This is a genomic window from Rhodococcus sp. PSBB066, assembly GCF_017068255.1.
GTDB classification, from domain to species: domain Bacteria; phylum Actinomycetota; class Actinomycetes; order Mycobacteriales; family Mycobacteriaceae; genus Rhodococcus; species Rhodococcus aetherivorans.
In genome coordinates this window covers 3349256-3369268 of sequence record NZ_CP070859.1, presented here as the reverse complement: position 1 = coordinate 3369268, position 20013 = coordinate 3349256, and the positions used below count along the sequence as shown (strand labels likewise).

Here is a 20013-nt window from a genome sequence, read left to right as displayed (position 1 = left end):
GCGGAGCCCGGTCCCCGGCGTCGCCGCGCCCGCGCAGCACACAGCCCCGAAGCAGCCCCAGCCCCGAAGCAGCCCTAGCCCCGAAGCAGCCCTAGCCCCCGAGGAACCCGATGCCCCCGTTGAGGTCACGCACCACCACCGCCGGACGCAACGCCGCCGGGGCCCGCGCCCTGTGGCGCGCCACCGGCATGACCGACTCCGACTTCGGCAAGCCGATCGTCGCGATCGCGAACTCCTACACGCAGTTCGTGCCCGGCCACGTCCACCTCAAGGACGTCGGCGAGATCGTCGCCGAGGCGGTGCGGGCCGCCGGCGGTGTGCCGCGCGAGTTCCACACCATCGCCGTCGACGACGGGATCGCCATGGGCCACGGCGGCATGCTGTACTCGCTGCCCAGCCGCGAGATCATCGCCGACTCGGTGGAGTACATGGTCAATGCGCACACCGCCGACGCGCTGGTGTGCATCTCCAACTGCGACAAGATCACCCCCGGCATGCTCAATGCCGCGATGCGCCTGAACATCCCGACGGTGTTCGTCTCGGGCGGCCCGATGGAGGCCGGCAAGGCGGTGGTCGTCGGCGGTGTCGCGCAGGCCCCCACCGACCTGATCACCGCGATCTCGGCGTCGGCCAACGACGCCGTCAGCGACGACGGCCTCGACGAGGTCGAGCGCAGCGCCTGCCCCACGTGCGGGTCGTGCTCGGGCATGTTCACCGCGAACTCCATGAACTGCCTGACCGAGGCGCTCGGACTGGCACTGCCCGGCAACGGGTCGACGCTGGCCACCCACGCGGCACGCCGGGCGCTGTTCGAGCGGGCCGGCACCACGGTCGTCGAGGCGGCGCTGCGCTGGTACCGGGACGAGGACGAGTCGGTCCTGCCGCGCAACATCGCCTCCCCCGCCGCGTTCCGCAACGCCATGGCGCTCGACGTCGCGATGGGCGGCTCGACCAACACCGTGCTGCACACGCTCGCCGCGGCGCAGGAGGGCGAGGTCGACTTCGACCTCGGCACGATCGACGCCATCAGCCGCAAGGTGCCGTGCCTGGCGAAGGTCTCCCCCAACTCGGACTACCACATGGAAGACGTCCACCGGGCCGGCGGCATCCCCGCGATCCTCGGCGAGCTGCGCCGCGCCGGGCTGCTCGAGACGGACGTGACCACGGTCCACACGACGAGCTTCGACGAGTGGCTCGATACGTGGGACGTGCGCTCCGGCAAGGCCTCCGACGAGGCGATCGAGCTGTTCCATGCGGCCCCCGGCGGTGTCCGCACCACCGAGCCGTTCTCCACCGCCAACCGCTGGTCGTCGCTGGACACGGACGCCGCGGCCGGCTGCATCCGGGACGTCGAGCACGCCTACACCGTCGAGGGCGGACTGGTCGTCCTGCGCGGCAACCTCGCTCCGGACGGCGCGATCCTCAAGACCGCCGGCATCGACGAGGACCTGTTCACCTTCGAGGGCCCGGCGTTGGTCGTCGAGTCGCAGGAGGAGGCCGTGTCGGTGATCCTCGGCAAGAAGGTGCAGGCCGGGGACGTCGTCGTGGTCCGCTACGAGGGGCCGTCGGGCGGGCCGGGCATGCAGGAGATGCTGCATCCCACCGCGTTCCTGAAGGGCGCGGGACTGGGCAAGCAGTGCGCCCTGATCACCGACGGCCGGTTCTCCGGCGGCACGTCGGGACTGTCGATCGGCCACATCTCGCCCGAGGCGGCGTCCGGCGGCGTCATCGGTCTGCTCGAGAACGGTGACCGGATCCGCATCGACGTCCCCACGCGCACCCTCGAGGTCCTCGTCGACGACGCCGTCCTCGCCGAGCGGCGCGCCAAGATGGAGGCTTCGGAGCGCCCGTGGCTGCCGGTCGACCGGCAGCGCACGGTCACCACCGCCCTGCGCGCCTACGCCGCGTTGGCCACCTCGGCCGACAAGGGTGCAGTCCGCCGGGTGCCGTAGGCACCGGTGCGTCCTTCGGGCTGTTCCTGCCGCCCGAAGGACGCACCGTCCGCGTCAGCGGCCGAATATCCAGAGGCAGACCCCACCCGCGACGCCGAGCAGCAGCGCGACGAACGAGCCGGCGAACGGCCGGGTCGCCCAGCCGCGGGTGCCGTCGACCGCGACCCGACCGGGACCGGTCAGCACGATCACTGCGGCGGCGGCCGCGAGCAGGGTCTCGTACTCCACCCCGTCCGGCGCGAAGTACTGCAGTCCCGGCTCGGCGGACTGCCGGAACAACCACGCGTTGATCATGATCGCCAGCACGGCGGCGGCGGCGAGCGGGGTGAGCAACCCGAGGATCAGCAGCGCTCCGGCCGCCACCTCCCCCACCGCACCGAGCACCGCGAGCAGGGCCGGACGCTGGTAGCCCGCGTCGGCGAGCATCGCCTCGAACCCGTCCATGCCGGGGCCGCCCCACAGCCCTGTCAGCTTCTGCACCCCGTGCACCACCATCGTGCCGCCGACGACGAGCCGCAGCACGAGCAACCCCAGGTCCAGTGTGCCGCGGCGCGCCTTCGCCGGCCCGGGCGCGGCACCGGTCTCCGCTCCGATCGGCGCCGCGACGGCGCCCGCGGGCTCGTACCGGTGCATCCGCTCGGTGGGGGCGACGTCGGAGTCCGCGTACCCGTACTGCGCCGGGCCGCGCCGCTCGAAGGCGGAGTTGTCGAGATCGAGGTCGTCATCGGACTCGAGCATCGACGAGCGGGGGCGCTGCAGCTCCAGGGTGGGATTGTCGTAGGGACTCGACACCGGCTCCGCGGCATCCTGCGGCGTCGGCTCCGGGACGTGGTCTTTCGCCTTGTCGGTCACCGAACCAGGGTAGGTCGCCCGGGTCGGCCGACCCGGGAACCGAGTCGGGGCGCGCCGCCCCGGTAACGTCATGGTCATGACGAGGCGCGCGAGAGTCGGTGGGTCGCGACGGATGCGAGCGACGGTCGCGTCGATCGTGGGTCTGCTCGCCCTCACCACGTCGTGTGCCCGTTTCGACGACGCGACCACCACCCCGTTCACGCCGGAGCCGAGCTTCGACGCGGGCGCCGAACTCGAACCGCTCGAGCCCCCGACGACGACCACGACGCCGGGCGCACCGCCGACACCGCCGGGCCCGTGTCAGGACCCCGACCCCGCGGTGGTCGCCACGTGCCTCGACACCACGGGAGGGCTGGTCACCATGCCGGACGGCGGCTCCGCTCTCGTCGCGGAGCGGCGCACGGGCCGGATCCTGCGGGTGGCACCGCGGACGGAACCGGTGGAGGTGGCCACCGTGCCGGTCGACGGTTCCGGCGACGGCGGGCTGCTCGATCTCGCGCTGTCGCCGACCTTCGACGAGGATCGGCTGCTCTACGCCTACATCACCACCCCGACCGACAACCGCGTCGTGCGGCTCGCCGCGGGCGACGTCCCGAAGCCCGTGTTCACCGGCATCCCGCGGGGGGCGAGCGGGAACGCGGGCGCGCTCGAGTTCACCTCACCCACCGACCTGGTGGTGCTCACCGGCGACGCCGGGAATCCGGCCGCGGCCGCCGATCCGGCGTCGCTCGCCGGGAAGCTGCTGCGGATGCCTCTGCCGGCGCCGGGCGCGGCCGCGGCGCCGTCGGTCGTGCTCTCGGGGATCGGAACGGCCGGCGACGTGTGCCGGGATCCCGCCGGAAACCTGTGGGTCACCGACCGCACCGCGCTCGAGGACCGGCTGCAGCGTGTCGGAGTGGACGGCGCGGTGGGCGCGTCCCCCGCCTGGACGTGGCCCGAGCGTCCGGGCGTGGCCGGATGCGCGGCCGGTGCGGACGCGGTCGCGGTGTCGCTGACGGACGGCAAGGCGGTTGCGGTGGTCGCCATCGATCCGGGAACAGGGGCGGTGACGGCGGCGCCCGTGCCGGCGGTGCAGGACCGCTACGGCCGTCTCGGCGGCGCGTCGGCGGGCGGCGACGGGCAGCTGTGGGTGTCCACCGTCAACAAGGCCGGCGGCGAACCGGGCCCGAACGACGATCGGGTCGTGCTGATCCAGTTCCCCGCCGGCGGGGGCGGCTTCGACTAGCCGGAACCGTTCGTCTCGGGGTACGTCACGACAGCGTGAAGGGCGGCTCGGCCGCGTCGGTGAACGCGCCGCTCACGTTGCCCAGCAGGCCCGGTTTCGCAAGGTCGAGCTTGCGGCAGGTCGAGAAGTCCAGGTCGGCCGACCGGGTCCACACGATGTTCGGGCTGAACGACGATTCGAACATGTACAGCCCCTCGGTCAGGTCCGTCAGCGTGCGCCAGATCGTCATCGAGATGTTCGGCCGTTGCGGATCGGGTTCGCCGAACGGTTGCGCGACATTGCGCATGACGCTGAGCAGCGCCGCATACGCACGGGCCGGGGTCTCCACGGCGGGCAGTCGGTCGAGATAGTAACTTGCCCGGACGAAGCGGTCGGACGCCTCCGTGGTGCCGGGCAGCGGCTCGGATCCCCCGAAACCGGTAAAGCTCTTCCGGAGTTCGATCTGCTCGTCGTACGGCGGTGAATTCGTCATGACGGTGTTCGCGCGGCCGTGATGTATCCGCAGCGTTCCACCGATGTGCTCGAGGATCAGGGAGTCACCGCTCGCGTCCTCGAGGGCCAGATGCACGGTCGCGGGACGCTGGGAGCGCGGCTCGATCAACGGTCGGACCTGGAAGGGCCGCTCGGCCATCAGGGCGAGGCACTCGTCGACGGTGCCGCACAGGTCCAGAAAGATCTGCGGCCACAGGGACACCGCGAGCGCGGGCAGTTCCGGGTCCCGTTCCCCGAAGTCCGCCTCCGCGAGCCACAGCACGTGGGCGGCCAGGCCGCGCTCGTTGATCCCGTCGCTCGTGGCGTTGTCCCAGACGGCGGCCACGAGACTGCCGTACCGGGCCGTCCAGGTCACCGGGTCGGGATCGCGGTCGTGCCCGATCCTGTCGACCCCCCGCGGAAGTGACCACAGGTTCGTGTCCATCTCCTCGCGCCAGTCCATGTTCCGGCCGACGAGAACGCCGTGCCCGCTTCCGGTCCACATTGCCCGAGTGCACATTGATCCTCCGCGATGTCCGACGAGAAATCCGGCCGCCCGTGCGCCGTGAGCGTCGACCCGCCCCACGACGACAGTGACAATACGGACGTTTCGGTCGAATCTCAGCGTTTTCGCGGCGGATCCGCCCGCACCCGCTCCCGCGACGGTTCGGATTACTCGAATTCGACTGTGTCGCAATTGCTTCCGGCACACTTCCCCGTTCGACCCGGGACGGTGCAACAATGTCGCCGATCGGTCCGAAGCAGTGGCACGCCCGAGGGAGGGGCCCGCATGACCACACGCCTGAATCCGTACATCAGCTTTCGCGACAATGCCCGCCAGGCCATGGAGTTCTACCGATCCGTGTTCGGCGGAGAATTGGATGTGAGCACGTTCGCGGAGATGCACGCGAGCGACGACCCGTCCGAGCAGGACAAGATCATGCATTCGATGCTGGCGAGCCCGAACGGTCTCGTCCTGATGGCGGCGGACACCCCCAACCAGATGAGCTACAACCCGGGGGACAACATCTCGATCTCGCTCAGCGGCGACGACGAGGCCGAGCTGCGGGGCTACTGGGACCAGCTGAGCGACGGCGGAACCATCGCCATGCCGCTCGAGCGAGCACCGTGGGGCGACCACTTCGGCATGTGCACCGACAAGTTCGGCATCCAGTGGATGGTGAACATCGCCGGCGACACGCAGTAGACACACGGGCGGCCTGCCATCCCGGCAGGCCGCCCGCTCGCGGAAGAACCTCTCGTGGAAGAACTCAGCTGCAGGCGGCGAGCACGAGCTCCTTGACCAGGGCCGGGTCGGCCTGGCCGCGGGTGGCCTTCATCACGTCGCCGACGATCTTGCCGGCCGCCTGGACCTTGCCGCTGCGGATCTTGTCGGCGATGTCGGGGTTGGCGGCCAGCGCCTTCTCCACCTCCGACTTGATGAGCGAGTCGTCGCGCACGACCACGAGTTCGGGGTGCGCAGCGAGGATCTGCTTCGGGTCGCCCTCACCGGCGAGCACGTAGTCGACGACCTTGCGGGCGAGCTTGTTGGTGAGCGTGCCGTCGGCGACGAGGGCGATCACCTGCGCGACCTGCTCCGGGGTGATCGGCAGCTCGACGAGCTCGACGCCGCGGGTGTTGGCCTGCTGGGCCAGGTAGGCGACCCACCAGGACCGGGACTCGGAGGCGGGGGCGCCGGCCTCGGTGGTGGCGATGATCAGGTCCAGGGCGCCGGCGTTGACGAGGTCGCGCATCTCCTCGTCGGAGATGCCCCACTCGGCCTGGATCCGGGCGCGCCGCAGCCACGGCAGCTCGGGGAGGGTGGCGCGCAGGTCCTCGATCCACTCCGCGCTCGGGGCGATCGGTTCGAGGTCCGGTTCCGGGAAGTAGCGGTAGTCCTCCGCGGTCTCCTTGCGCCGGCCCGGCGAGGTGGTGCCGTCGGCCTCCTGGAAGTGCCGGGTCTCCTGGATCACCGTGCCGCCCGCGGTCAGGACCGCGGCCTGGCGGCGCATCTCGTACCGCACGGCGACCTCGACCGACTTGAGCGAGTTGACGTTCTTCGTCTCGGTGCGGGTGCCGAACTCCGCCGCTCCGATCGGGTTGAGGGAGAGGTTGGCGTCGCAGCGCATCGAGCCCTGGTCCATGCGCACGTCGGACACGTCGAGGGCCTTCAGCAGGTCCCGCAGCGCGGTGACGTAGGCGCGGGCGACCTCGGGGGCGCGCTCGCCGGCGCCGACGATGGGCTTGGTGACGATCTCGATGAGCGGCACCCCGGCGCGGTTGTAGTCGAGCAGCGAGTGGCTCGCCCCGTGGATGCGGCCCGTGGCGCCACCGACGTGCAGCGACTTGCCGGTGTCCTCCTCCATGTGCGCGCGCTCGATCTCCACGCGCCACGTGCTGCCGTCGTCGAGGACCACGTCGAGGTAGCCGTCGGTGGCGATCGGCTCGTCGTACTGCGAGATCTGGTAGTTCTTCGGCTGGTCCGGGTAGAAGTAGTTCTTCCGCGCGAACCGGCCCCACGGCGTGATCGAGCAGTTCAGCGCAAGGCCGATGCGGATCGCCGACTCCACCGCCGCCTGGTTGACGACGGGCAGCGAGCCGGGCAGGCCGAGGCACACCGGGCACACCTGCGTGTTGGGTTCGGCGCCGAACGTGGTCGGGCACGGGCAGAACATCTTGGTCGCGGTGTGCAGCTCGACGTGCACCTCCATGCCCATCACGGGCTCGAACTTCGCGAGCACCTCGTCGTAGGCGAGCAGATCATCGGACATGGCGGCAGTCATGCGCTCGATTTTAGACGGTGCCGCCATGCGGCGAACCGGCCCTCACGCGCGGCGCGACCTCACCCGAAGATGATCCGCATCTCCTCGTAGCGGTCCTTCGGCACCCGCTTGTGGTTGGCGAGCGCCTCGTCGAAACCGACCCGGGCGATGTCGGTTCCGTGCAGCGCCACCATGTGCCCCCACTCCTCGTCGGCGACGAGATCGGTGACCGCCATGCCCAGGCGGGTGGCGAGCACCCGGTCGAAGGCCGTGGGCACGCCGCCGCGCTGGATGTAGCCCAGGATCGTGGCGCGGGTCTGGATGCCGGTGCGCTCCTCGATCATCGGGGCGAGGACGTCGGCGATGCCGCCGAGCCGCGGCCGGTCGAACTCGTCGCGCCCCTTGTCGGAGTACGCCTCGGTCATCTCCGGCAGGGTGAATCCCTCCGCGACCACCACCATGGGGGCCCGGCCGCGGTCGCGGACGCTGGTGACCCATTCGCAGATCTGCTCGATGCTCTCGGGCTGTTCGGGGATGAGGATGGCGTGGGCACCCCCGGCGGTGCCGGAGTGCAGCGCGATCCACCCCGCCTCCCGGCCCATCACCTCGAGGACCATGCAGCGCTTGTGCGAGTTGCCGGTGGTGCGCAGCCGGTCGATCGCCTCGGTCGCGATCTCGACGGCGGTGTCGAAGCCGAAGGTGTAGTCCGTCTGGCCGAGGTCGTTGTCGATGGTCTTCGGCACTCCGACGATCCGGATGCCCTCCTCGAACAGCCGCTTGGACGCGGCGGCCGTGCCCTCGCCGCCGATGGCGATCACGGCGTCGACGCCCATGCGCTCGAGCGTGCGGGCGATGTTCTCCGCGCCGCCGTTCGGTCCTTGATAGGGGCCGAACCGGCTGGTGCCGAGAATAGTGCCGCCCTGATGCGACAATCCCCGAACCTTGCTGCGATCCAAGGGGATTGCGTCGCCTTCCACCAAACCACGCCAGCCGTCGAGGAATCCGACGAACTCCTGACCGTAGACGGTCCTGCCCTTGAGGACCGCTCCGCGGATCACCGCGTTCAGGCCGGGGCAGTCCCCGCCGCTGGTGAGAATGCCGATGCGCGTCATCCGTACCTCCGTGCCGGTCGTGCAGGTTGTCGGTGGTCCTCCCGGCAATACTGCCCCGGCGCGGCGCCCGCGGCATCCCGATCGCGGGTGCCGCTCACCCCGGCACGACCAGTCCGGACTCGTACGCCAGTACCACCGCCTGCGCCCGGTCCCGCAGGTTCAGCTTCCCGAGCACCTTCCCCACGTGCGTCTTGACCGTCTGCTCCGCGACGAACAGGTGCGCGGCGATCTCCTGGTTCGACAGCCCGCGGGCGATCAGCTCGAGCACCTCGCGTTCGCGCGGGGTGAGGACGTCGAGCGCCCGATCGCGGCCGCGGCGCGGCGACCGCCGGCGGGTGACGTCCGCGATGAGGCGGCGCGTGACGGTCGGCGCGAGCAGCGCCTGGCCGTCGGCGACGACGCGGACCGCCCGGATCAGTTCGTCGGCGGGCGCGTCCTTGAGCAGGAATCCGCTGGCGCCCAGGCCCAGTGCCTGTAGACGTAGTCGTCGATGTCGAAGGTGGTGAGCATCAGCACACGTGTCGGCGGATCGGTGCGCCCGGCGAGGATGTGCCGGGCCGCGTCGAGTCCGTTCATCTCGGGCATCCGCACGTCCATCAGGACCACGTCGGGACGCAGGCGGGCCGCCTCCGCGACGGCCCGCCGACCGTCCGGGGCGTCGCCGATCACGCTGATGTCGGGTTGGGCGGCGAGCAGGGCGCCGAAGCCCTGCCGCACCATGGCCTGGTCGTCGGCGATCAACACGGTGATGGGGGTCGCGGCTGCGCTCGGGTCCGTCACGGCCTCAGCCTAGGCCGCCGGGACGCGCGGCAGCTGCGCTCGCACCTCGAATCCACCGCCCGGGACGGGATGGGCCACGAGCCGCCCTCCGACCGCCAGCGCCCGGTCGACCATGCCGCGGATGCCGTTCCCGCCGCCGCGGTCCCCGGGTCCGGGCTCCGCGCGCCCGGGGCCGTTGCGCACGGTCACGCTCACCTCGTCCGGTCCGTACGCCACGCCGACCTGGACCGGTGCCCCGGAGGCGTGCCGGGCGGCGTTGGCGAGCGACTCCTGCAGGATGCGGTACACCGTGAGCGCGGTGGCGTCGGAGACACCCGCCGGGTCACCGTCCGTCGCGGTGGACAGGACCATCCCGGCGCGCCGCGCGCCCTCGAACAGGTCGCCGAGCCGGTCGAGGCCGGGCTGGGGAGCCTGCGCCCGTTCGCCGTCGCCGTCGCTGACGTCGGCGAGGTTGTCGCTCCGGAGCACGCCGAGCATGCCGCGCACCTCGTTGAGCGCCTCGCGGGCGGTCGCCCCGATGGATTCGAACTCCGCGCGCACCGGTTCGGGGACCTCGGGCAGGCGGTACGGGGCGCTCTGCGCCTGCACCACGACGAGGGACATGTGGTGCGCGACGATGTCGTGCAGGTCGCGGGCGATGCGGGCCTTCTCCTCGAGGATCGCGCGGCGGGCCCGCTCGAGTTCGCTGACCTCCTCCTGCCGAGCCAGCTGCCGCCGGGAGAGCACGAGCCACCGCACGAGCAGGCCGAACACCGCCATCGCGGTCAGGCCGAGCGCCCAGCCCCAGCCGTTCTGCCCCGGCACGTGGGTGAAGAACAGCACCACGGTGGCCGCCCACACGAGCCCGGCGATCTGCAGGGACGCGCGCATGCTCACCGCGACGAGCAGCGCGCACAGCACGAGGATGTGCACCACCTGCCAGGGGTAGTCGTAGCCGGGGACGAGGTCGAAGGCGCGCGGGATCGCCAGCGCGGCCCCGGCCGAGACCGCCCACCCGAGGGCGGGATCGGTCCGGATCGCCACGAACGGCCCGGCCGCGAGCGCCGCGACGACGGGCATCAGCGGTGCGGGCACCTCGTGGGTGAGGTGCAACGTGGGCCACGCGACCGCGTACAGGATCAGCGTCGCCGCCACGATCGCGATCGTCCACCAGCGGCCTCGGCCGCGTTCTCTCGTCCAGCGCACGGCACCACGGTAGGCACGGGACGCCCGCACTGTCGTCATACCAGGGGGTGAGATGCGCCTGGCTCCGTGGGGGCAGACGGCCGCGGCCGGACCGCTCCGGCGTGGGATCCGCGGCGGTCCCCGTCGTTCCTAACGTCCGTGCCATGCGCAGACGAGCGACGACAGTGATGGTGGGTACGGCCGCGGCGCTGTTCCTGGGAACCGTTGGGGCGCAGGCTGGTCCGGAGGGGGAGCCGAGGCCGCACGGGGGCGCCACGGCGGCGGCGGTGGCGGCGCTGTCCGACGGCGACACCGCGGCGGCGCTCGAGGTCTTCCCGGCCGGCTTCGAGCCGGCGATGCACTACCGCCCGGTCACCGAGGACGGGATCCTGGTGGATCCCCTCGGGGGCTGCTCGTCCCCCGTCCCCCTGCCGAAGTTCTTCGAAACACCCTGCCGTGAACACGATCTCGGCTACGACCTGCTGCGATACGCCCGGTCGGTGGGACACGAACCGGGTCCGCAGGCGCGGCGCGGCCTGGACGCCCGGCTGAGCCGGCACCTGCACGAGGCGTGCCGCACGGCGGCTCCCGGCGACGGCTGGTGCGTCCTCACCGCGGATGTGGCGTCGATTGCCGTGCGGTTCAATTCGTGGCGGCAACGCGACGCGGCACCGGTTCCCGAGTCACCGCTGCCGTACGCGGCCGTGGTGTGGACGTTGGCCGCGGCGGCGCGGTGGGCGGTGCGATGAGGGCGCTCGCGGCGTCCGCGGCCGCGGACGCGGGGGTCGATTCGCTCGCGCGGCGCTGCCCGCGGGTGGCGACGACCGTGGCGGTGACGATCGCGGTGTGGGTCTCGCTCGCGCCGTCGCTGCTGCCCCGTGCGGCCCTGGCACAGGCCGCTGCCTCCGGATGCGCCGCCGCAGCCGCGGCCGTGGCCGGCGGGGTGCGCCGCCGGCGGCACGGGGGATCCGCGCGGCCCGGGGCCGCGCGGCCGGCGGCGCTGGTCGTCGCGGCCGGCGCGCTCGGGTGGGCGGTGCTCGCCGCGGCGCAGTGGCAGGACGCGTTGCGGGCGTCGATGGGGCGACCACCCGCCGGTCCGGCGCACTGGATCGTTGTATGTAGTTGTGCCCCCTTGATATTCGCGGCAGTACGGGCGATCGGCCGGGTTCCGGGGGCGTGGCGCCGGCGGGCCGGCACCCGCGCGGTCGCGGCCACGGCTGTCACGGTGGCCATGGGCGTCGGCGTCGCGATTGTGCCCGTGGGGCTCGGGCAGGCAGACCCGGTCGCGAGGCCCGTCGCCGCCGCGGTGGCCGGCAGTCCGTCGTCCCTGGTGTCCTGGGAGTCCCTGGGCGACGAGGGCCGCCGTTTCGTGACCCTCGACGCGCATCCCGGCGCGATCCGCACGTACGTGGGGCTCGGATCCGCTGCGGACGCCCGCTCGCGCGCCGCGCTGGCCGTGCGCGAACTCGACCGCGCCGGTGGGTTCGCCCGCGCCCACGTCGTGGTGGCGGTGCCCACCGGCTCGGGCTGGATCGACCCCGGCGCGGTGCGGGGGTTCGACACGGTGTTCGGCGGCGACGTCGCGCTCGTGGCGCAGCAGTACTCGGCCGCGCCGAGCTGGGTGACGTTCCTGTTCGACCGGAACGCGGCCGCGGCGTCGGCCCGCGCCCTCCTGACGGCCGTGCGCGCCCACCTCGACACCCTGGACCCGGTCCGGCGCCCGCAGCTGCACGTGTACGGGCAGAGCCTCGGGTCGATCGGGGGCAGCGCCGCGCTCGCCGACCACGCATCGGCCGCGGCGGGTCCCTGCGCGGCGATCTGGGCGGGTCCGCCGGCCGGCGCGGTGCGCACGGCCGGAGCGATCGTCACCGCGAACACGTCGGATCCGGTGGTGTGGTGGCAGCCGTCGCTGCTGTGGTCCCCGCCCGACCTGTCCCGAGCGCGACGCGACGCGCCCGTGCCGCGGTGGCTGCCGGTGGTCAGTTTCGTGCAGGCGACGCTGGACCTGCCGGTGGCGCTGGACGCGGCCCCCGGTCACGGGCACCGCTACGGCCCGGACCAGGCCCGGTGCGACCACCCCTGACCGGGACGGAGCACCGGGCCTCGGCCGGACTCAGGCGACGATCGGGCCGCGTGCGGCCTCGAACGCGGCGCCGACGCGGTAGAGGCGCTCGTCGGCGAGCGCCGGGGCCATGATCTGCAGGCCGACGGGCAGCCCGTCGTCGGCGGACAGCCCGGACGGCACGGACATCGCGCAGTGCCCGGCGAGGTTGGTCGGCAGCGTGCACAGGTCCGACAGGTACATCGCCAGCGGATCGTCGACCTTCTCGCCGATCTTCCACGGGGTGAAGGGGCTGGTCGGCGAGACGAGGACGTCGACCTGCTCGTACGCCTTCTCGAAGTCCCGCGCGATGAGGGTGCGGACCTTGAGCGCCTGCCCGTAGTAGGCCTCGTAGTAGCCGGAGGACAGCGCGTAGGTGCCGATCATGATGCGGCGCTTGACCTCCTTACCGAACCCGGCGGCCCGGGTGGCGGCCATGACCTGCTCGGCGCTCATCGTGCCGTCGTCGACGCGCAGGCCGTAGCGCATGGCGTCGAAGCGGGCGAGGTTGGAGGAGACCTCGGACGGCAGGATCAGGTAGTACGAGGCGAGCGCGTACTCGAAGTGCGGGCAGGAGACCTCGACGACCTCGGCGCCGAGTTCGGTGAGCGTGGCCACGGCCGCGTCGAAGGACGCCAGCACGCCCGGCTGGTAGCTGTCCGAGTGCAACTCCTTGACGACGCCGACGCGCAGGCCCTTCAGGTCGCCCTGCGCGCCCTCCCGGGCCGCCTGGACGACCGGCCGGACGGGCGCGTCCACCGACGTGGAGTCGCGCGGGTCGTGGCCGGCGATCACCTCGTGCAGCAGCGCCGTGTCGAGCACGGTGCGGCCGCACGGGCCGCCCTGGTCGAGCGACGACGCGCACGCGACGAGGCCGAACCGGGAGACCGTGCCGTAGGTGGGCTTGGTGCCGACCGTGGCGGTGACGGCGGCGGGCTGGCGGATCGAGCCGCCGGTATCGGTGCCGATGGCCAGGGGCGCCTGGTAGGACGCCAGCGCGGCCGCGGAGCCGCCGCCGGAACCACCGGGGATCCGGGTGGTGTCCCACGGGTTGCGGGTGGGACCGAAGGCGGAGTTCTCGGTGGACGATCCCATCGCGAACTCGTCCATGTTGGTCTTGCCCAGGATGGGGATGCCGGCCCGCCGCAGCTTCGACGTCAGGGTCGCGTCGTACGGCGACATCCAGCCCTCGAGGATCTTCGAGGCGCACGTGGTGGGCATGTCGGTCGTGGTGAACACGTCCTTGAGGGCGATCGGCACGCCGGCCAGCGGCGACGCCGGGCTCTCGCCCGCGGCGACCGCGCGGTCGACCTCCGCGGCGGCGGCCAGCGCCTGCTCCCCCGCGACGTGCAGGAAGGCGTGGTAGTCGCCGTCGACCTCGGCGATGCGGTCGAGGTGAGCCTGGGTGACCTCGACCGACGAGACGTCGCCGGAGTGGATGCGGTCGGCGAGGTCGGCCGCGCCCAGCCGGGTCAGGTCGGCGCTCATTCGCCCTCCCCCAGGATCTGCGGGACGGAGAAGCGGCCGTCCTCGACGAGCGGCGCGGCGGCGAGCGCCTGCTCCGGCGTCAGGCCCGGGCGCACCTCGTCGGGGCGGGTCACGTTGGTCACCGCGTTCGGGTTGGCCATCGGCGCCACATCGTCCGCAGCCACCTCCGACACGGCCTTGACGTGGCTGAGGATCGTATCCAGCTGGCCGGCGAACTCGTCGAGTTCGGCGTCGGTCAGCGCGAGCCGGGACAACCGGGCGAGGTGCGCGACCTCGTCACGGGAGATGGCAGGCACCTTCGGTGACCCCTTTCCGATGAAGAAACGAACGTCCCGTCCAGGGTAGTGCGTGCCGACCGGGACGGTTTCGCCGGTTCCCCGGACCCGCGCCGACCGCCCGCCGTGTTGCAGTTCGGAGAAACACCTGTGTCGTTCGTGTGACAACGACCGCGTGACCGGCGGTTTCCTGTCCCGTCTCGGCGCAGCACCGCCGGACCGGCATCCGGCGGTGCTGCGGGGGTGAAAAGATGGTGTCCGTCGCCGGCCGAGCGCCTCGGCCGTGACTTCGGAATCGGGGAAAGGACGCACGTGTCGTACCTGTTACGCGTCCAGCTTCCCGACCGGCCGGGCAGCCTCGGTTCACTCGCCGTCGCGCTCGGTTCGGTCGGTGCGGACATCCTCTCGCTGGACGTCGTCGAACGCGGCGCCGGCTTCGCGATCGACGATCTCGTCGTCGACGTCGACGCCGGGTCGCTGCCGGACACGCTCATCACGGCCGCCGAACGCCTCGAGGGCGTGACGGTGGACTCGATCCGTCCCTATGCGGGAATCCTCGACACCCACCGCGAACTCGAGCTGATCGATCAGGTCGCCACCGCGCGCCACGATCGGCTGCAGGTGCTCGTCGACGGGGCGCCCCGGGTGCTGCGCGTCGGCTGGGCGACCGTCGTCGACACCGGCCCGTACGGGGTGTACCGGGTGGTCGGCAGTTCCGGCGCCCCCGAGACCCGGCCGGCGGAGGTGCCGTGGATGCCGCTCGAGAAGCCGATGCTGCTCGACCACGAGGGCGAGTGGGTGCCCGACCTGTGGCGAGCGATGAACACGACCCTGGCGGCGGCGCCCCTGGGGACCCAGGGCCGGGTGCTGATGCTCGGCCGGCCCGGCGGCCCGGAGTTCCGCCCGTCCGAGGTGGCCCGGCTCGGCTACCTGGCCGGCATCATCGGAACCGTCCTCGGCTGAGCGGAACGGCTCAGACCAGCTCCCGGACCAGGGTGCTCAGCTCGACGCCGGGCACCGGCGCCCAGTCCCGCTCGGGGACGGGGACGAATCCGTTGCGGTCGTAGATGCGGCGCGCGTCGACCATGTCCGGCTGCGTGGAGAGCACCACGGCGCGATCGCCGCGGTCGTAGGCGGTGTCGAGGACGTGCCGCACCAGCGCCGACCCGACACCCCGGCCCCGCGCCGACGGCGCGACGGCCAGCATCCGGAACTCGAGCTCGCCCTTCTCGGCGATGTGGGCGAAGCGCGACGCCGGCTCCGCCAGCGTCACGGACCCGACGATCTCGCCGTCGGCGAGCGCGACCACCACCTCGGCGTGCTTGTCGCGGGCGGCGGTGTCGCGCAGACGCTCGGCGTACGGGTCGTCGGGCTCGACGAATCCGCCGCCGACGTACACGTCGACGGTGAGGGCGCCGACGGCGTCGTACTCGTCCGGGCTCACGCGTCTGATCTCGATCACTGGAGGACTATCCCAGTGACCGCCCCTTCCGCCCAAACGGTTTCCGGGCGATCTCCGTCACACCGGCTCCGGCCGCCGGTCAGCTCTCGAGCTCGCCGAACTCCTCCTCGATCGCGTCCTGGCCACCCGAGACGCCGTCCGGGCCGAGTTCGAGCAGCCGGCGGAACCCGTCCTCGTCGAGGACGGGGATGCCCAGCTCGGCCGCCTTGTCGGCCTTCGTTCCCGGGGCATCGCCGACGACGACGAACGCGGTCTTCTTCGACACCGAACCGGCCGCCTTGCCGCCGCGGAGCAGGATCGCCTCCTTGGCCTGATCCCGCGAGAAACCCTCGAGCGATCCGGTGACCACGATCGACAGGCCCTCGAGGGTGCGTTCGATGGATTCGTCGCGCTCGTCGAGCATGCGCACCCCCGCCGCGCGCCACTTCTCGACGATCGCGACGTGCCAGTCGACGGCGAACCATTCACCCAGGGCCGCAGCGATGGTCGGTCCCACCCCCTCGACGGCGGCGAGCTCGTCCACGGACGCCTCGCGGATCCGGTCGAGGCTGCCGAATTCGGTGGCCAGCGCCCGTGCGGCGGTGGGGCCGACGTGCCGGATCGACAGTGCCACCAGCACCCGCCACAGCGGCTTGTCCTTGGCTGCTTGGAGATTCGCCAGCAGGCGCTTGCCGTTGGCGGACAGCGCCCCCGCCTTGGTGCGGAAGAGCGACGTCCGCAGCAGGTCCTCGGCGGTCAGGTCGAACAGGTCACCCTCGTCGGCGATCACCCCGGCCTCGAGCAGCGCGGTGGCGGCCTCGTAGCCGAGCGCCTCGATGTCGAATGCGCCGCGGCCCGCGACGTGGAAGACCCGCTCACGCAACTGTGCGGGGCAGTGCCGCTGGTTGGGACAGCGCAGGTCCACGTCACCCTCCTTGGCGGGGGCGAGCGGTGTCCCGCACTCGGGGCATTCGGTGGGCATGACGAACTCGCGTTCGGTGCCGTCGCGCAGGTCCACCACCGGGCCGAGCACCTCGGGGATGACGTCACCGGCCTTGCGCAGCACCACCGTGTCGCCGATGAGCACGCCCTTGCGGGCCACCTCCGCCGCGTTGTGCAGGGTGGCGAGGGAGACCGTCGACCCGGCCACCGTGACCGGTTCCATGTAGGCGAACGGGGTGACCCGGCCCGTGCGGCCGACGCTGACGCGGATGTCGAGCAACGTGGTGGTCACCTCCTCCGGCGGGTACTTGTAGGCGATCGCCCACCGGGGTGCGCGCGAGGTGGTGCCGAGCCGGCGCTGCAGGGACACCTCGTCGACCTTGACGACGAGCCCGTCGATCTCGTGTTCGACGTCGTGGCGGTGCTCGCCCCAGTACCGCATCCGGGCGACGACCTCCTCGACGCCGACGACGCGGGCGGTGTGCCCGGAGACGGGCAACCCCCAGGCGGCGAGGGCGGCGTAGGACTGCGACAGCGACACCGGCTCGAATCCTTCGACGCGGCCGAGCCCGTGGCAGATCATCCCGAGGCGGCGCCGCGCGGTCACCGCGGGGTTCTTCTGCCGCAGCGATCCGGCCGCGGTGTTGCGCGGATTGGCGAACGGGGCCTTGCCCTCGGCGACGAGGGCGGCGTTGAGCGCGTGGAAGTCCTCGAGCCGGAAGTACACCTCGCCCCGCACCTCGAGAACCCGGGGGACGGGAAATTCCTCGGTGGCGGTGAGCCTTTCGGGGATGTCGTCGATCGTGAGGGCATTGAGCGTGACCTCCTCGCCGGTGCGGCCGTCGCCGCGGGTGGCGGCACGGCGCAAGCGGCCGTCCTCGTACACCAGACTCAGCGCGACGCCGTCGATCTTCACCTCGCACAGGTAGTGCAGGTCCGGACCCGTCTCGGCCTCGACGCGGGAAACCCAGGCGCGCAGTTCGTCCTCGGTGAAGACGTTGTCGAGGCTGAGCATCCGCTCGAGGTGGTCGACGGCGGTGAAGTCGGTGGCGAAGCCCCCACCGACGAGCTGCGTCGGGGAGTCCGGGACGCGCAGGTCCGGGTAGTCGTCCTCGAGCTGCTTCAGCGCGCCGAGCAACTGGTCGAAGGCGCCGTCGGAGATGATCGGCGCGTCGCGCACGTAGTAGCGGAACTGGTGCTCGCGCACCTCCTCCGCGAGCTGCTGCCAGCGCTCGCGCACGTCGGGCGGAGCTTGGGTGGGCGCGTCCGTCGATTCACTCACGCCGGAAAGACTAGTCGAGCGATACGACGTTCCCGGCCGCTGCGGAGCCGAGCGATTCCGGGTCGTCCGCGAACGCGGCGGCGACGTCGCGGGCGAGGCGCAGCGCCCGGCGCGCCCACGTGGGATCGGCGCCGGCCAGGCCGCAGCGCGGGGTGACCCCCACCGAGCGCAGCGTGGCGCGGGGGAAGCCCAGCCGGTCGATCAGCGTGATCGCGGGGGCCGCGACGTCACGCCAGGTGGGGACGGCCGTGTCGGGTGCGGTGGACGGCACCAGCCCGAGCAGGAGGGTGGTTCCGGCGTCGATCAGCTCACCGATACCGTCGAGGTCGGCGGCGGTGAGCTGCGCGACGTCGAGGGCGACGGCGTCGACGCCGCTGCGGCGCAGCAACCCGGTGGGCACGTCGGCGGCGCAGCAGTGCACCGCGACGGGGCGGCCGATCGCCGCGATCGCGGCCTCGAGCAGGTGCTGCGCCTCCGGCTCGGGGAGCGCCGGCACCGATTCGAGCTTCGTGCGTCCGGTCAGGGTCCCGGCGAGGACGGCGGGCAGCGCAGGCTCGTCGAGCTGGACCACCACGTGGGCGCCGAGGCGGCGGGTCAGTTCCGCGGCGTGCCGCGCCAGGCCCTCGCCGAGGGACTCGGCGACGTCGCGCACGGCGCCGCGATCGGTGAGCACCCGCCGGCCCCCGGCCAGCTCGGCGTGCGCGGCGAGGGTGAACGGGCCGGCGGACTGCACCTTCAGGAATCGACCGGGACCGAGACCCGCTGTCTCCCATGCCTCTTCGAGTGCATCGAGATCTCGGCGCAGCAGATCCCCGGCGCGGGCGGCGACCGCGCCGCGGCGACCGCCGAGCCGGTACCCGGTGGTGGACGTGTCGAGGTGCAGGTCGACCAGCAACGCGCCGGTGCGGCCGATGAGATCGGCCCCGAGCCCGCGGGCCGGCAGCTCGACCAGGTGCGGCAACGCCTCGAGCTCGCCGAGCACGGTCGCGGCCGATTCCCGGGCGTCGGTGCCGGGCCACGACCCGATGCCGGTCGCGACGCCGGACCAGGGGTTCGGGATGTTCGCGGTCACCGGGACGTGGCCGCCGTGCCGGTACCGACGATGGTGCCGCTGCCGAGGACGACGTCGCCGCCCGCGTCCGGCCGGTACAGCACCACGGCCTGTCCGGTGGCGACGCCGGTGAGCGGTTCGCGCAGGGTCACCGCGAGACCGGTGCCGGCGGGCTCGGCGACGGCCGCCGCGACACCGCCGTGCGCGCGGACCTGCACGACGCATTCGACCGGTCCGGCCGGCGCGGCCCCGCTCGTCCACACCGCGCGCTCGGCACTGATCGCCCACACCTTCAGGTCTTCCGCGGAGCCCACCTTCACCGTGCCGGTGTCCGGCTCGATCGCGGTGACGTAGCGGGGGCGGCCGTCCGCGCCGGGGCCGGCGATGCCCAGGCCCTTGCGCTGTCCGACCGTGAAGCCGTGCACCCCTTCGTGTTCGGCGAGCACGGCGCCGGACCGGGCGTCGACGACGCGGCCGGGACGCACCCCGATGCGGGCACCGAGGAAGGCGCGGGTGTCACCGGAGGGGATGAAGCAGATGTCGTGACTGTCGGGCTTGTCCGCGACCGCGAGACCCCGCTCGGCCGCTTCGGCGCGGATCCGCTCCTTCGGGGTGTCCCCGACCGGGAACATCGCACGCGCGAGCTGGTCGGCCGTCAGCACACCGAGCACGTACGACTGGTCCTTGCCGGCGTCGACCGCGCGACGCAGGACACCGTCGTCGAGCCGGGCGTAGTGGCCGGTGGCGACCGCGTCGAAGCCGAGGGCGACGGCCCGGTCGGCGAGGGCCGCGAACTTGATCTTCTCGTTGCAGCGCAGGCACGGATTGGGGGTCTGGCCGGCGGCATAGGACTCGACGAAGTCGTCGATGACGTCCTCCTTGAACCGGTCGGCGAAATCCCAGACATAGAACGGGATTCCGAGCACGTCGGCGGCGCGGCGCGCATCCCCGGCGTCCTCCTTGGAGCAGCAGCCCCGCGACCCGGTCCGCAGCGTGCCCGGCGCCGTGGACAGCGCCAGGTGCACGCCGACCACGTCGTGGCCGGCGTCGACCGCGCGGGCCGCGGCCACCGCCGAGTCCACGCCACCGCTCATTGCCGCGAGCACCCTCATCGA

Annotated in this window: 17 protein-coding genes and 1 pseudogene; 6 read left to right on the top strand and 12 right to left on the bottom strand. The window is 72.4% G+C overall.

The window, feature by feature from the left end:
- Positions 1–110: 110 nt before the first annotated feature.
- Positions 111–1952 (top strand): dihydroxy-acid dehydratase, encoded by a 1842-nt coding sequence (gene ilvD, locus JYA75_RS15410; RefSeq protein WP_203329191.1) that lies wholly within the window; start codon positions 111–113, stop codon positions 1950–1952.
- A gap of 54 nt (positions 1953–2006) precedes the next feature.
- Here the strand turns inward: ilvD and JYA75_RS15405 are convergent, their stop codons facing one another.
- Positions 2007–2804 (bottom strand): DoxX family protein, encoded by a 798-nt coding sequence (locus JYA75_RS15405; protein ID WP_050035413.1) that lies wholly within the window; start codon positions 2802–2804, stop codon positions 2007–2009.
- A gap of 112 nt (positions 2805–2916) precedes the next feature.
- Between JYA75_RS15405 and JYA75_RS15400 the strand changes: the two genes are divergently transcribed.
- On the top strand, positions 2917–4029 hold the full coding sequence (locus JYA75_RS15400; RefSeq protein WP_006947419.1) for a PQQ-dependent sugar dehydrogenase: 1113 nt from the start codon (positions 2917–2919) through the stop codon (positions 4027–4029).
- A 25-nt stretch (positions 4030–4054) separates the two neighbouring features.
- Here the strand turns inward: JYA75_RS15400 and JYA75_RS15395 are convergent, their stop codons facing one another.
- Positions 4055–5005, bottom strand: a complete 951-nt coding sequence (locus tag JYA75_RS15395; RefSeq protein ID WP_029544427.1) for a linear amide C-N hydrolase — start codon at positions 5003–5005, stop codon at positions 4055–4057.
- Between the two features lie 285 nt (positions 5006–5290).
- Between JYA75_RS15395 and JYA75_RS15390 the strand changes: the two genes are divergently transcribed.
- Positions 5291–5707: a VOC family protein gene (locus JYA75_RS15390; RefSeq protein ID WP_006947411.1), complete on the top strand. Its 417-nt coding sequence runs from the start codon at positions 5291–5293 to the stop codon at positions 5705–5707.
- Between the two features lie 64 nt (positions 5708–5771).
- Here the strand turns inward: JYA75_RS15390 and gatB are convergent, their stop codons facing one another.
- From gatB to JYA75_RS15370, 4 genes and pseudogenes are all read right to left on the bottom strand, one after another.
- Complete coding sequence (gatB, locus tag JYA75_RS15385) at positions 5772–7283, bottom strand: Asp-tRNA(Asn)/Glu-tRNA(Gln) amidotransferase subunit GatB (protein ID WP_006942345.1); 1512 nt, start codon at positions 7281–7283, stop codon at positions 5772–5774.
- A 59-nt stretch (positions 7284–7342) separates the two neighbouring features.
- Positions 7343–8374, bottom strand: a complete 1032-nt coding sequence (locus JYA75_RS15380) for a 6-phosphofructokinase (protein WP_006942344.1) — start codon at positions 8372–8374, stop codon at positions 7343–7345.
- Between the two features lie 94 nt (positions 8375–8468).
- Positions 8469–9094, bottom strand: a pseudogene (locus JYA75_RS15375) (response regulator transcription factor).
- 69 nt (positions 9095–9163) lie between these two features.
- Entirely contained in the window at positions 9164–10339 is a 1176-nt protein-coding gene (locus JYA75_RS15370) for a histidine kinase (RefSeq protein WP_006942342.1), read from the bottom strand.
- 143 nt (positions 10340–10482) lie between these two features.
- Here JYA75_RS15370 and JYA75_RS15365 point away from each other — a divergent pair, with 143 nt between their 5' ends.
- Entirely contained in the window at positions 10483–11067 is a 585-nt protein-coding gene (locus JYA75_RS15365) for a hypothetical protein (RefSeq protein ID WP_238406504.1), read from the top strand.
- Positions 11064–12401 (top strand): alpha/beta-hydrolase family protein, encoded by a 1338-nt coding sequence (locus tag JYA75_RS15360; RefSeq protein WP_006942340.1) that lies wholly within the window; start codon positions 11064–11066, stop codon positions 12399–12401. Before JYA75_RS15365 ends, JYA75_RS15360 begins: the two co-directional genes overlap by 4 nt.
- Before the next feature lie 30 nt (positions 12402–12431).
- Here the strand turns inward: JYA75_RS15360 and gatA are convergent, their stop codons facing one another.
- Together gatA and gatC are read right to left on the bottom strand one after the other, a co-directional pair.
- Positions 12432–13907 carry an Asp-tRNA(Asn)/Glu-tRNA(Gln) amidotransferase subunit GatA gene (gatA, locus tag JYA75_RS15355; RefSeq protein WP_161996481.1) on the bottom strand — a complete coding sequence of 492 codons (1476 nt, stop codon included), beginning with the start codon at positions 13905–13907 and terminating at the stop codon, positions 12432–12434.
- Positions 13904–14203 (bottom strand): Asp-tRNA(Asn)/Glu-tRNA(Gln) amidotransferase subunit GatC, encoded by a 300-nt coding sequence (gene gatC / locus JYA75_RS15350; protein WP_029544440.1) that lies wholly within the window; start codon positions 14201–14203, stop codon positions 13904–13906. The genes gatA and gatC overlap by 4 nt, the downstream gene beginning before the upstream one ends.
- 291 nt (positions 14204–14494) lie before the next feature.
- Between gatC and JYA75_RS15345 the strand changes: the two genes are divergently transcribed.
- Entirely contained in the window at positions 14495–15145 is a 651-nt protein-coding gene (locus tag JYA75_RS15345; protein WP_006942337.1) for a hypothetical protein, read from the top strand.
- Positions 15146–15155: 10 nt separating this feature from the next.
- Here JYA75_RS15345 and JYA75_RS15340 read toward each other — a convergent pair whose 3' ends face one another.
- The 4 genes from JYA75_RS15340 to mnmA form a co-directional block, all read right to left on the bottom strand.
- Positions 15156–15644 carry a GNAT family N-acetyltransferase gene (locus tag JYA75_RS15340; protein WP_029544443.1) on the bottom strand — a complete coding sequence of 163 codons (489 nt, stop codon included), beginning with the start codon at positions 15642–15644 and terminating at the stop codon, positions 15156–15158.
- A 79-nt stretch (positions 15645–15723) separates the two neighbouring features.
- The gene (gene ligA, locus JYA75_RS15335; RefSeq protein ID WP_029544445.1) at positions 15724–17847 is read right to left on the bottom strand and encodes an NAD-dependent DNA ligase LigA; all 2124 of its coding nucleotides are present in this window, start codon (positions 17845–17847) and stop codon (positions 15724–15726) included.
- A gap of 10 nt (positions 17848–17857) precedes the next feature.
- On the bottom strand, positions 17858–18919 hold the full coding sequence (locus JYA75_RS15330) for a methionine synthase (RefSeq protein WP_050035417.1): 1062 nt from the start codon (positions 18917–18919) through the stop codon (positions 17858–17860).
- Positions 18916–20010: a tRNA 2-thiouridine(34) synthase MnmA gene (gene mnmA / locus JYA75_RS15325; protein ID WP_029544449.1), complete on the bottom strand. Its 1095-nt coding sequence runs from the start codon at positions 20008–20010 to the stop codon at positions 18916–18918. Before mnmA ends, JYA75_RS15330 begins: the two co-directional genes overlap by 4 nt.
- Positions 20011–20013 lie beyond the last annotated feature (3 nt).